Source organism: Microcoleus sp. AT8-A3 (genome assembly GCF_036705675.1).
Lineage (GTDB): Bacteria > Cyanobacteriota > Cyanobacteriia > Cyanobacteriales > Microcoleaceae > Microcoleus.
This window is the reverse complement of record NZ_JAUBVD010000030.1, coordinates 65,901-78,836: the sequence shown is the minus strand read 5'-3', so window position 1 is coordinate 78,836 and position 12,936 is coordinate 65,901. Positions and strand designations below refer to the sequence as shown.

At 46.8% G+C, this 12,936-nt stretch carries 12 protein-coding genes; 5 read left to right on the top strand and 7 right to left on the bottom strand.

Going from position 1 to position 12,936, the window contains the following annotated elements:
• Positions 1–615 (top strand): calcium-binding protein (locus QUB51_RS18160; RefSeq protein ID WP_333298283.1); only part of this gene is annotated, 615 nt, incomplete at its 5' end.
• Between the two features lie 48 nt (positions 616–663).
• On the opposite strand, the gene QUB51_RS18155 is transcribed toward QUB51_RS18160, so the two are convergent.
• Positions 664–1,221 carry an NUDIX hydrolase gene (locus QUB51_RS18155; protein WP_333057007.1) on the bottom strand — a complete coding sequence of 186 codons (558 nt, stop codon included), beginning with the start codon at positions 1,219–1,221 and terminating at the stop codon, positions 664–666.
• Positions 1,222–1,311: 90 nt separating this feature from the next.
• On the opposite strand from QUB51_RS18155, the gene QUB51_RS18150 reads away from it, so the two are divergent.
• A complete protein-coding gene (locus QUB51_RS18150) occupies positions 1,312–2,637 on the top strand; it encodes an AMIN domain-containing protein (RefSeq protein WP_333233462.1) in 1,326 nt (441 codons plus the stop codon).
• A 109-nt stretch (positions 2,638–2,746) separates the two neighbouring features.
• Here the strand turns inward: QUB51_RS18150 and QUB51_RS18145 are convergent, their stop codons facing one another.
• Positions 2,747–3,349 (bottom strand): DUF3172 domain-containing protein, encoded by a 603-nt coding sequence (locus tag QUB51_RS18145; RefSeq protein WP_333057009.1) that lies wholly within the window; start codon positions 3,347–3,349, stop codon positions 2,747–2,749.
• A gap of 291 nt (positions 3,350–3,640) precedes the next feature.
• Here QUB51_RS18145 and clpS point away from each other — a divergent pair, with 291 nt between their 5' ends.
• Positions 3,641–3,922, top strand: a complete 282-nt coding sequence (gene clpS, locus QUB51_RS18140) for an ATP-dependent Clp protease adapter ClpS (protein ID WP_015178019.1) — start codon at positions 3,641–3,643, stop codon at positions 3,920–3,922.
• A 231-nt stretch (positions 3,923–4,153) separates the two neighbouring features.
• On the opposite strand, the gene QUB51_RS18135 is transcribed toward clpS, so the two are convergent.
• Positions 4,154–4,483 carry an RNA recognition motif domain-containing protein gene (locus QUB51_RS18135; RefSeq protein ID WP_172192890.1) on the bottom strand — a complete coding sequence of 110 codons (330 nt, stop codon included), beginning with the start codon at positions 4,481–4,483 and terminating at the stop codon, positions 4,154–4,156.
• Positions 4,484–4,770: 287 nt separating this feature from the next.
• The gene (locus QUB51_RS18130; RefSeq protein WP_333057011.1) at positions 4,771–6,048 is read right to left on the bottom strand and encodes a hypothetical protein; all 1,278 of its coding nucleotides are present in this window, start codon (positions 6,046–6,048) and stop codon (positions 4,771–4,773) included.
• A gap of 408 nt (positions 6,049–6,456) precedes the next feature.
• Here QUB51_RS18130 and QUB51_RS18125 point away from each other — a divergent pair, with 408 nt between their 5' ends.
• A complete protein-coding gene (locus QUB51_RS18125; RefSeq protein ID WP_333057012.1) occupies positions 6,457–7,839 on the top strand; it encodes a UDP-N-acetylmuramoyl-tripeptide--D-alanyl-D-alanine ligase in 1,383 nt (460 codons plus the stop codon).
• A gap of 123 nt (positions 7,840–7,962) precedes the next feature.
• On the opposite strand, the gene QUB51_RS18120 is transcribed toward QUB51_RS18125, so the two are convergent.
• A complete protein-coding gene (locus tag QUB51_RS18120; RefSeq protein WP_333233458.1) occupies positions 7,963–8,397 on the bottom strand; it encodes a hypothetical protein in 435 nt (144 codons plus the stop codon).
• A 369-nt stretch (positions 8,398–8,766) separates the two neighbouring features.
• Here QUB51_RS18120 and QUB51_RS18115 point away from each other — a divergent pair, with 369 nt between their 5' ends.
• Complete coding sequence (locus QUB51_RS18115) at positions 8,767–9,894, top strand: HNH endonuclease (RefSeq protein ID WP_333262557.1); 1,128 nt, start codon at positions 8,767–8,769, stop codon at positions 9,892–9,894.
• Between the two features lie 116 nt (positions 9,895–10,010).
• On the opposite strand, the gene QUB51_RS18110 is transcribed toward QUB51_RS18115, so the two are convergent.
• Both QUB51_RS18110 and fusA read right to left on the bottom strand, forming a co-directional pair.
• Positions 10,011–10,547, bottom strand: coding sequence for a Uma2 family endonuclease (locus tag QUB51_RS18110; RefSeq protein WP_333107390.1), 537 nt, complete (start codon positions 10,545–10,547; stop codon positions 10,011–10,013).
• A 120-nt stretch (positions 10,548–10,667) separates the two neighbouring features.
• Complete coding sequence (fusA, locus tag QUB51_RS18105; RefSeq protein WP_333056027.1) at positions 10,668–12,752, bottom strand: elongation factor G; 2,085 nt, start codon at positions 12,750–12,752, stop codon at positions 10,668–10,670.
• Positions 12,753–12,936: the final 184 nt, after the last annotated feature.

Here is a 12,936-nt window from a genome sequence, read left to right as displayed (position 1 = left end):
GATTCTCTGAGTGGGGGTTTGGGTAAGGATACCCTTCGTGGAGGCAAGGATGATGATGTTGTACAGGGAGATGCGGGCGATGATTTGATTTACGGGGATGATGGCAACGATATTTTGTGCGGCGATGAAGGTAATGATACGATTTTTGGCGATTCCGGGGAAAATCGGCGAGGCGCTGTGGGTGAAAACGGTCAGCAAGACTGTATTAATGGTGGCAGTGGCGATGACTTGTTATACGGCAATGAAGGTCAAGATACTATTAACGGTGATCGGGGTAATGACACCCTCCACGGAGGGAAAGATAGCGATATTCTCAATGGGGGTGCAGGGGATGACTGGCTGTTTGGTGATGGGGGAGATGATACTTTGATTGGGGGTATGGGGAACGATCGCTTTGTGTTAAGCGCTAATAGTGGTATTGATACTATCCTCAATTTTTCCGTAGGAAGTGATAAGTTTGTTCTGGCTGGTGGCTTGAGTTTTGAGGCTTTGCAAATTAATTCGACTGCCAATAGCACACTGCTACAAGTTGCGGCGACTGGGGAGGTTTTGGCTCAGGTTTTTGGCGCTGATAATACTATTACTTCTCTGGATTTTATGACTCTTTCGACTTAAGACAATTCTCACAAAAAACAGCGTGTAGGGTTCCATTCACACAGCACCTTACCGCTGTTCATTCAAAAATTCTAATCCTAAAAAAATAGCTGCGATGCTTCCTGCTACACAAATTTCTCGGTTTTTTATTTTCAACAAAACTTCGGTAAGTGGGATTAAAACTACTTCAATATCTTCTGTAATATCTAATTGTATTTGGCTGGCAAGCTTGACATTTTTAGCAAAGTATAGGTAGATAGAATTGGTGTCTTTTACGGGGTTATCATATAAGGTTGCTAGTTCCAAAATTTCTTCAGCAACATATCCCGTTTCTTCGGCAAGTTCTCTGGCGGCTGCCGATTTGCCGCTCTCTTCAGCAGGATTGAAAGATCCAGCAGGCAGTTCCAGCAAAATTTCGCCTACTCCGTGCCTGTATTGGCGCACTAATAAAAGTTCTTGCTGCTCTGTCGTGGCAAATACGAGGGCGATGTTGGGTCGGACATTAACAAAAAAGTCGTCTATAATTTGTCCGCTTGGCAATTCTATTTCATCTTGTCTAACCTGACACCACTTGTTGTTAAGAACGAAGCGCGATCGCAATAATTTCCATTTAGTTAAATTTTTCATATCGCAATAATGTTAAACTTTCAGCGTTATCCGAAGGCAAAATTTTCCCATCCATAATCTATTTCAGATCAAAAATTTCACCCAGCAGCCATGCCATACAAAAAATTACCACGAAAATTTTGGGAAGACTTACAAAAATTGACTGTTAATTATCTAGCACCCGGATTGTTTGCGATCGAGTCACTGAGTCTGAGTCTAGCAGTCGTTGCCGCAGTTGCAGCAGTGCCAGCAACACTGGAACCAGCAAATGCTTCTACAGTCACAAGTTGGAAATTCGATCCGGCGACAAATCAGCTAGAAATTACTCTCCCAGAGGGAACAACCCCCAGATATTCTCTACTCAATCCGTCTCAGATTGCTGTGGATTTGCCCAATACTGAGATCGGAGTAGATACAACTCAGCTATACCCGCAAGGCAGAGTGCGTTCTGTGGAAGTGAGTCAACTTCAACCGGGAACGGCGAGAATTCTGGTCAATTTGGCTCCTGGAGTCGGTTTCAGCGCGGGGAAAGTTCAATTCCAAAGAAGCGGGTTAGAAAATCGCTGGGTGTTGCGTCCTTTGATCGAACCGACTCGAATTATGGAAACTCCCGAAACTCAACCCCAGCCTGCCATACAAGTACCGCAAAACCAGCGGCTGACAGATTCCAACTCAACTGCTGCCCCAGAGGTCGATCGACCTGAGCCTCCTACTTCCCCGAATCCCGCTACAAATTATTCGCAGCCGCCAACTCCCAATGACCAAATCCGGCCGCTAAGAGTGCCTTTAGTCAATGTTCGCCTTGACGAACGCCGTGGGGTACAAGCTGCTGCTCTACCCCGCCTAGATCCTCAAATAACGGCTGCTGCACCCCAACAGCGGACGCTTACTTTTGGTGAACCGCTTCCTGGGGGACGATCGAATGCTCCTTTGCAGGCTGCGACTGGGGCGAATGTCTTGTTGCCGGCGGGCACGGAGCTGAGTTTACTATACCCGGGCGATCGGGCTTTGCGGCTGCAAGCGAAGCCCAGCCAAGAGGAAGTGCTGCTGCTGCAAGGGGGAATTTTCGACAGTCGCGGCAATACGATCGTACCTGCTAATACGCCGGTCATCGGTCGGTTTGAAACGACCAACCTCGGCAGTCGATTTGTGGTCGAAGCTATTAGTCTCAACGGCCGCAATATTCCTCTGTTGGCTCGCTCAGAACCCGTGGGAGGCCGCCGACAACAGCCTTCCGATCGCAGTTTGTTGCGAAATACTGGTATTGGTGGCTTAGCTTTGTTCTTGCTGAGCGGCTTTTCCGGTGTCGGTTTGTTGGCGGGAGCAGCAGGTGGTGTTGCTACAACTTACGTGGCTGCTCCTCAACCTGCTACGATTCAACCCGGCCAAATTTTTCAAGTTCAGTTAACGGAAGATTTCCCCCAGTTTGGTTTTTGAAGCCAGAAGGAGTTTTCCATTCTCTGAAATAAAGTAGGGACTTAGGCTTTGCCTAAATCCCTACCCCATATCTGTAATTGACTCAACTGAAAACCGCTATATCGGCGATTTAGAAATTTTGACCTTCACTGGTTGGAGCTATCGAACCCGGTTGGTTGAGGAACAGGTTTTTAGCGCCGTCGTTTTGGTAGATACAGTTAATTTCGGGTTGAGCTTCCAGGGGGCCGGTGAAGCCAAAGGTGTTCATGCGATTTTTGCAATCGCGCACTTGGTCTTGGCTGATGAGTTTTCTTTGTTCGAGAATTGCCCAGTTATTGGTTCGCAAAACGCATCCGGGGCGCATACTCGGCTGCGAGATGTAGACGTTGAAGGGGTTGAGGGTGACGTAGAGGCGCATATCTGTCACCATCGCGCTTGCTCCAAACTGCACGCAAAGTTCTGGGTTCGGGGCGCTGCGATCGATAAATTCACGGGAGGCTACGTTCTCTGGGCTAATTGTAGCTGTGGAGCTAAAGGCAATGCCAATGCCAATTCCCAGAATAAAGACGGCTGTTAAAATCCCTAGGGTGGCGGAATTGAGGAAAGAGGGTTTACCGGACTGAGGTTGACGCCGCGACTGTCCGCCAAAGGAGCCTGGGTAGTCGGAGTCTTCATCTGCTCGGGATGGGTCGCCGCTGAATCTGTCGTTGTAGGATTTAGGTTTGCGTTTCATATAATGTTCGTTCCCTCAGTTCTGGAGACTCAACAGGTAGTAGTTTGTTATTTTTAACCGATCGCGCCTTTCTAATATTATGGCGCTAGGAAGGTGGTTGCCCAGGGCCCAGGACACGCCCTGTGGGTTTGGTGTTGGGTTCACAGCTTGCGATCGACCAAGGGGCTGCCTTGTCTGAATTTTCAGATTTCAATAAAATAGCTGAAAGTGAGATAGTCTTGCACAGCGGAGGAATCCGGCTCAAGATTGTTGACAAATTTTAACATTTTACAAGTCAGGAGGTATAGATTAGTGTCTGTCGAAATTATTCAAAAGCCTTCCACAGTCCGCAAGCTTGCACCACGCTACCGCGTTCTGCTGCACAATGATGATTTCAATCCTATGGAGTACGTGGTGCAGACTTTGATGGCGACGGTACCGAGTCTGACTCAGCCACAGGCGGTAAATGTGATGATGGAAGCCCATACTAACGGGATGGGATTGGTGATTGTTTGCGCTCTCGAACACGCTGAGTTTTACGCTGAAACGCTCAATAATCACGGATTGAGCAGCAGCATCGAACCTGACGATTAGAACCTGACGGTACTGCAACGGATTCGCCCAGCCGATTTCCGACTTATACCGTCAACCCTCATACATACCAAAAAGCCAAGGGTTAGGCCCTTGGCTTTTTGGTATATTTAATCGGGTAGATATGGAAATTTGAAGAGCATAGATTTTTCGGAACGACCGGAAGTGGTTCGGAGCTAGGTGAGCTCTGGCGCCAATTTCAACTCTCCAATCTCAAATCTTTCTCAGAGGAAATTAATAACGTCCTCCGCCGCCGCCCCCTCCGCGAGCAAATTTTCCAGGGCCACCGCCGCCCCGGTTGCCGCCACCCCGGCCTTCATCTTCGCGGGGTTTAGCTTTGTTAACTTTGAGGTCGCGACCCATCCACTCTGCTCCGTCGAGAGCGCTAATGGCTGCATCTTCTTCTGCATCTGTGGACATTTCTACAAAACCGAAGCCGCGGGGGCGACTGGTTTCTCTGTCGGTAGGTAGATGTACTCGCTTAACGGTTCCGTATTCGGCGAAGACGGTGGTGATGTCTTCTTGGGTAACTTGGTAGGATAAGTTACCGACGTATATCGACATGAGGAATAACTCCAAAATTTAGACAGTGCGAAGATTTCAGTTTCGGAGAGTCCCCTGCCGATACAGAAGGGCAAGTTTTTAGACAATTCTGTAGCAATGAACAAAGCCTGCAACTGAATCTGATTCACACTTGATACTTTAACATAGAATAGAGTCTTTTGAGTAGGTTTCAGGAGTTAATTAAGTTGTTCTAATTAAAGGTAAAACTTTTAGGGTATTCAGAAACCTGGTCGATCGGTGTGATGTTTTGCCTGCAGTGGAAGCAGAGAAAGTTATGCCGCGCCCTCTCATCGCAGGAAAGATACATCCACCTTGCCAAAGTTGGTACTCAAAGCTAGGTTTACGTTTTCCAGGGCTTTGACTAACCAGACTACGCCTTCTCGAGTACTGCATTCGTAGTGACCGAACAAAATTGCCAGCCGCTTTTCTAGGTAGGGCTTGACTTTGCCGCAAATTAGTACGATTTTCAGCAGCAAACCTGTGGTTTGGGTGGGACCGAGGTTTGAGATCAAGTCGATGAAGACAAAGTGGTTGGGCCGCACAGGACTCTCTACTACTAAAAAGTTCAATAACTGGCTGCAAGTTCTGATCATTAAAAATTCATTAAACTTCTGATCGTCGCTGTGGGGCAGGGTATTTTGTAGTTGCTTATACAATTTTTCGTTAAAGAGACGTTTGCCGTAGCGATCGTCGGTGACAGAAGAAATCAGGTATTCGTACAAGTCGTCTTTAAAGGAGCGGTAGGACTGATTTGTGCTGGCGTTCGCCGTGAAACGGCCCGCTAGCTGTCTGTAGGTATCTGCTCCTTCTACTTTTCCGACAAATTGCTTGAGGGCAAAGAATAGTTCCGGGTCGGTCAACAGGGTCGGATTTTTTATAGGTTGTATACTTCTTTTGAAGACAATTGAGGTTTCCCGACGCGCTGTTTGGGCTTTTCTCACTTGGTGAGCAACATACTGGGAGAGGTTGATCTCAAATTGCTGCTGCTTTTGAGCTTGGATTTTTTTAATGATTTTTTGCTGTTCGTAGCTGCTGTCGTCGCTGAGCAGGCAGTGTTTGTACAGGTAAGGGTAGCGGGGAATTAAGGTTCCGAGGGCGAGGGTAGCAGGGGTTTTGCTGCTGCTATCTTCATTGTTGTGAGTTATGACTTTGGCTAAACGTTGGAGGGTGAGGTACTGTTCGCTTTCGGTAAATTGATTTACTAATTGGGGGATGGAGCCTCGCCCCCGCGATCTATGGTATCCAAATAAGATTTTGGGTGCTTCTTCAAACAGAGCGATCAATTCAGGGATGGCTGCTTGCTTGCTGGGGTAGGTTTGCCAGCGGTTGATCAGGATGTGGCAGCAGCGGTTGAGAATGTATTTGAATTCTTGTTCGGCGTGTTTTGAGGCTGCTATTTTTTCGAGTGCTTCGGCGATCGAGCGATCGGGATATCCGGTACCCTGGATAAACAAAGTGCGAAAGCGGCTGATGAGTTCGGCAGGCTGCTCTCGTTGTACCAACTCCAGCCAGTGCTTGTAAAGTAGCTGTTCTTCTTCGTGGCTTTGTCTGTTGTAGTCGTTCACTGTGGATTAACCCTCCGAGGCTGGGGCAGGAGCTTTCAGCGCTATTATTTTGATGAATTGGCAAATGAATCGCAATAATTGAGTCAACCGAGCTTCTCGCCGGCGGAGACTTATGGGTAGAAGCGGTCAGCAGCTTATGCCGATCGATATTTTTTGCTTAGTTAAACTATTTATCAACACCAGCATGACATGAATTGTTGGTAATTAGCAAGGCCTTAAATACCATCGACTGTGTAAAGTATTGGTAAAGATCGTGGGTGGGTACGGGATAATTTTTTGGTGAACCGACGATTTAGTATTAGGATGATCGAGGTCAATCCCGATCCGCCGCCCGCTGTTAGTTAAATTTGAGGTTGGGCGAGGTAGAATTAGCTGTGAAAATAATTATTTTAAATGTGAGTGCTGGTTATGGTTTGTCGCGTAAGTATCGCCCAACTTGCTGAAATTTTAACTGTACCTTTGCCTACTGTGTCTGAAGGCGTTTTGACAGTTGTAGGGACAGGTATTGCCACAGATACGCGCACTCTTGAGGGGGGTGAAGTATTTTTGGCGCTGCGGGGAGACAATTTTGACGGCCATCAATTTGTGGCAAAAGCCAGGGATTTGGGGGCGATTGCCGCGATTGTCGATCGACATTGGCAAGAGGAATTGCCTAATTTTCCGCTGTTGCGCGTTGACGATACTTTAAAAGCTTACCAGTCGATCGCCCGTTGGTGGCGTGACCAATTCAGTATACCTATAGTTGCTGTTACTGGGTCTGTAGGTAAAACTACTGTTAAAGAGTTAATTGCAGCGGTTTTGTCAACGAGTGGAAATGTTCTTAAAACTCAATATAACTACAACAATGAAATTGGAGTACCGAAAACTCTGTTGGAGCTTTCATCGACACACAATTATGCTGTAATCGAAATGGGAATGCGCGGGAGTGGCGAAATTGCGCTGCTGTCGCAAATTGCGCGTCCTACTATTGCGGTAATTACTAATGTAGGAACGGCACATATCGGGCGATTAGGTTCCGAAGAGGCGATCGCCCAAGCTAAGTGCGAACTTTTAGCCGAAATGCCTGCTGATAGCATTGCTATTCTAAATCACGATTGTAACAGATTAATCGCAACTGCGACCGAAGTTTGGCAGGGAAAAACTTTAAGTTACGGTTTAGAAGGCGGGGATTTGTGCGGAGAATTGCTCAACAATGATACAATACTTATAGATGGTATAGAATTACCATTACCGCTGCCGGGACGGCACAATGCTGTAAACTATTTGGCGGCTTTGTCGGTAGGGAAAGTGTTAGGTATTGATTGGGAAGTTTTAAAGCAAGGTTTGTCTGTGCAGTTACCGGATGGAAGGGCGCGCCGTTACGATTTGCCGCAGGATATTGTGATTCTGGATGAGACTTACAATGCTGGTTTGGAGTCGATGTTGGCGGCCCTGAGACTGTTAGCAGATACTCCAGGAAAGCGCCGGATTGCGGTGTTGGGAACGATGAAGGAATTGGGCGACAGGGCGATCGAATTTCACCGACAAGTGGGAATGGCGGCGCGAGAGTTGAATCTGGATGCTTTGTTTGTTTTTGCTGATTTTGAGGAAGCAGCGGCGATGGCCGCGGGCGCGGCGGGTTTGCCTTTTGTGGAGATAGGAGATATTACAGCCAAGGATGGGCGGGAAGATTTAGCAAAGCGGTTGTTGGGATTTGTCGAAAAGGGCGATCGGATTTTATTTAAGGCTTCTCATTCGGTTGAGTTAAATCGAGTTGTGGAGAAGTTTAGGGCAGATTTTGCGGGGGAGTAATAGAAAAGAAATTTTGGGGATTTGAAATTATGCGATCGCTTCTAGTCGATCGCCGCCTCAAACTCACGTTTCGATCGTTGATGCGTAGGGTAAGATGCCCATCTGCACCTAAGTCCCGATGCCTCAATATTTTGATAGCCCTCTGGCCTCGATTTCGATATCGGGATCGATCTCAATTATTGAAATTTTGGCATTTTCAACTACTGTATTTCCGAGCATTGTATTGTGCATTGCCTCAAACTTAGATTCATCCTTAGCAATTCGTTCGTAGTGCAAAATTACGTGATAACGCTTTTCAATTGGCTCTCCAGAATCCGAAATTTCCACCGCGTCCCAATCTATATTTTGAGACTCTTCGGCTTGCTGGCGGTAGCGAGATGCTAAATTTTCTAGGGCGATCGCGATCGCGTGTTCTTTCGTTTGTCCGTAAAAATTAATGGTATCATCAGGGCGATCGCTCAGAGATGACGAAATCTGACAAAGATACTGCCCGTTTGATTGAGCGCAAACGTCGATCGCAATTGTACCAGCAGTGCGATCGGGATTTATTTGAGTCATAAGCTGTTCGGCATTTAAAAGACGATAGTAGGGTGCGTCAGTCCATAAGCGTTTCCCAAGTCCTGTAAGTATTCTAACTGACCACGAATTTCTTGAGGGTAGAAGCCCCCGGATTTATCCGTGGAATCAATCCAAAATCGAAAATCGAAAATCCTCAAGCCCCCGCATTTATCCGTGGGGTCAATCTAAAATCTAAAATCTAAAATCTAAAATCTAAAATCTAAAATCGATTGACGCACCCTACAAGGCTGAAACTCACCACAGCAAAAGTTTTAGGAACCGGGGAAGCATGACCTATTTCAGGATATGTCGAAAAAAAGCTAAAATATCGATTAGTTTTCGTTGCACTTGTCATGTCGGAGAGCAAATATGAATTCAGTTGAGGAGACCGGATTGTCACAAATCGTTGACTTGCCACTGATAGGGTCTGCTGAACAAGATATCTTCTCAGTCGAGGACGATCGAGAGCGTGCTGATAAGCTAAAAGAATTACTTGTCCCTAAGCTTAAAATAATCATTAAACAAGCTTGTGACCAAATTCACCAAGTTTATGGCACAGATGTACTCTCAGATTGTCAGATATTGACTACACCATGGCACAGCCTTGTAGCCAAGAAAACCCGGCCCTTCAAAATAGCAACCGCTGGCTTGGCTATAAAAGGAAAAGGTTGGTATTTCCAACAGAGATTCGAGTGTACTTCTTATAGTTTATTTGTGAATTTTTTTGGATTAAGAGGGCTAGAAAGCAATCCGATTGTTCACGTTCTGAAAAACCATTTAGAAGATGTTACTAGGATTTTGAAGCATGGTATATATAATATTTCCTCTGATAATATTGCACCGGAAAAATATGGTAAGTTAAAGTATGATGAGTTCATTAACAAACTGCAATTAATTCATGAAGGAGGTAGGAATGGTACTTATATTCAGAGTCCATCCCTAGTTCTTCCTATTAAAGACCTAGATGCAGCTCAGCCAGTGATTGATAACTTTGTCACACTCTTTGCGATCTTTCGTGCTGCAGCAAATGTGTTTCTTGGTGAGGAAGACCGTTTTGAGGAATACCTAAAATGTTTGTTGGATTGGCAAAATCAAAATCCGCTTCAGGTTCAGGAATCTGTAACTACTACTAGATTCTTTCCTGATGAAGTAGATTCAGTACAAACATTTCGTGAAGGGGCTGTACGGCAAGTTTCAGTCAATGCCTATGAACGAGAGCCTAAAGCTCGACAAAAATGTATTGATTATTACGGTTCTAGTTGCTATATTTGTGATTTCGATTTTGGCAAAACTTTTGGACAACCAGGAAAAGGTTTCATTCATGTTCATCATCTAAAACCCCTTTCAGAAATTGCAGAAGAGTATGAAATTGACCCTATAAAAGATTTGCGTCCTGTTTGTCCAAATTGTCACGCTATGATTCATCGTCGTTCACCACCATTTAGTCTTGAAGAAATCCAGATGTTGTTGAAGTCTGCTCGTGGTTCTACTATCTAATATGTGGGGCTTCCTGAATAAGCCGATCGCAAACCCAGACCACGCAATATGCGGTATATTCAGCAAACCCTAATTACTATCAACGGGGTTTTAAACCCAGTTTTCTAATAAAATGCCTACTGTCGGCGAATCATAGCCATCACAGCATCAACCGTAAGTTCCGGGAGAATACCTAAAACTGGTAAAATATCTGCACCCGAACAGATTATAGGTAGCTCCTCACCCTGCCATACCCAAACTTGTTGGTGAGAGATATCGATTAGCCATGCTAATTGCGTGCCGTTAATGAGGCAGTGGAGGATCTTATTCTGCAATTTTAAAGTGCTTTGATCCGGCGATAGAATTTCAATTAACCAATCCGGTGCGCCGTTAAGTGGTCCGTCTTCATCGGTAAGCCGATCGCCTGCTACAATCGCTATATCTGGTACTGGCGAGTAGGGAAGTACCAAGCAACGCAACTCTGGTATCGCTTCAAATCGATCAGTCCGATCGTTGATATAGTTAACCAAGTTGTGTTGCAGTCGCGAATGAAAAAGGGTTGGCATAGTTTTTTGAACTGCTCGTCCCAGAATAAATTCCCATGCAGGCGAGGATTCAATATCCGGTTGAGCGAGGAAGTCTGTTAGTGAAAGTGTTGCGATCGACTCAATCATATTTTTTTGTCGAACCTCACTGTACTTATTATCTAGATTAAATCCCCGACTTCGTAGAAGTTGTCGGGGATTGAATTGTTCTGTTTGACTCCAGATAGCACCTACCAGGAGTCAAATACACTACTTCGCAGCTTGACGCTCTTTTGCCGCCTTAATCACTTCTTCAGCGATGTTATTAGGACAAGGAGCATAGTGCGAGAAGGACATGGAAAACTGACCGCGGCCAGATGTCATAGTACGCAAATCGCTAATGTAACCAAACATTTCGCTCAACGGCACATCTGCCTTGATCCGCGCTCCAGTTTGTCCTGTCTCCTGAGATTTCATCATCCCACGGCGGCGGTTGAGGTCGCCGATCACGTCGCCCATGTAGTCATCTGGAGTGAATACATCGACATTCATAATCGGTTCGAGCAACTGAGGCCCGGCTTTCGGCAAAGACTGACGATAGGCCGCTTTGGCAGCAATTTCAAAAGCCATTGCTGACGAGTCAACGGGGTGGAAACCGCCTTCTAGAAGGGTGAATTTCAAGTCTAGGCAAGGGAATCCGGCCAAGACGCCTTTGTCGATGCAGCTTTCAAAGCCTTTTTCGACCGCTGGCCAATATTCTCTCGGCACGCTACCACCAGTCACTTTTGACTCAAATATGAAGCCACTTCCAGGCTCACCAGGCTCGATCACGTAGCCGATTTTGGCAAATTGACCGGAACCACCTGATTGCTTTTTGTGGGTGTAATCGTCTTCGAGGCGCTTGGTAATCGACTCGCGGTAGGCTACCTGTGGTTCGCCGACTTCTACTTCGATGCCGTGGGTGCGCTTGAGAATGTCTACTTTGATGTCGAGGTGTAACTCGCCCATCCCCTTGAGAATCGTTTCGCCACTTTCTTGATCCGTCACCATGTGGAAGGAAGGGTCTTCTTGCACCATCTTGGTGAGGGCTGCTCCCATTTTTTCTTCGCCGCCTTTTTGTTTCGGTTTGACCGAAATCGAAATAACGGGATCGGGGAATACCATCGGCTCTAGGGTTGCGGGATTTTTGGGGTCGCAGATGGTGTGTCCGGTGCGGACGTTTTTCATACCGACGATCGCCACAATGTCCCCTGCTTGGGCCGATTCAATTTCTTCGCGAGAGTTGGCGTGCATTTCCACCAAACGACTGATGCGCTCGGTTTTGCCTGTGGCGGTGTTGAGTACGGTGTCGCCCTTGGACAGAGTACCGGAGTACAAGCGTGTGAAGGTTAGAGCGCCGTAGCGATCGTCCATGATCTTAAACGCGAGTGCCCGCAATGGCCTGTTGGGATCGACGATCGCAAACTCGCCGGTTTCCTCGCCATCGAGATCGACTTCTGGCTGCGGTGTGACTTCCATCGGGTTTGGTAGGTAGTCAACTACGGCATCGAGAACCAACTGCACGCCTTTGTTTTTAAACGATGAGCCGCAGTAGGTGGGGAAAAATGCCCGATCGCGAGTACCTTTGCGAATGCAGCGCTTGAGGTCGTCGAGGCTCGGCTCGTTGCCTTCGAGATACTGTTCCATCACAGTGTCGTCTTGCTCGACGGCCAGTTCGATCAACTTTTCGCGCCAAGTTTCGACATCATCCACCATATCGGCGGGAACATCTTTAATTTGATAGTTCAGGGGATCGCCGGAATCATCCCAGATCCAGGCTTTGCGGGTCAGCAAATCGACTACGCCGCAAAACTTTTCTTCTATGCCGATCGGCAATACCATTACCATCGGTTTAGCGCCGAGGATTTTATCAACTTGCTGGACAACGCGGTAAAAATCTGCACCGGTGCGATCGAGCTTGTTGATGTAGATGACGCGAGCGACTTTGGAATCGTTAGCGTAGCGCCAGTTGGTTTCAGATTGCGGTTCAACTCCACCCGAACCGCAGAACACACCAATGCCACCATCGAGAACCTTCAAAGAACGGTAAACCTCGATCGTAAAATCGACGTGTCCGGGAGTATCGATGATGTTGAGCTGATGCTCGTTCCAGAAGCAGGTGGTAGCAGCGGATTGAATCGTAATACCGCGCTCTTGCTCCTGTTCCATGAAGTCAGTAGTCGCCGCGCCTTCGTGAACTTCACCGATTTTGTGGATTTTACCCGTCAGTTTCAGGATTCTTTCAGTTGTGGTGGTCTTGCCAGCATCTACGTGGGCGAAGATGCCGATATTTCGATAACGAGTGAGATCTTTCATAAATTAGTGTTGAGATTAAATGCGACGAACCGTCGGCGACCACCTGCAAGCGTGACAAGCGAGGAATCAATGTTGCCTGGTAAGGCCAGTACAGGCCGGATTTCCTTTTTCCTGTTTCTGGCAGGACTATCTTAATTTTGACACTTCTCCGTCATTCCTGCGAAGGATTCTTGGTTTAATAAGA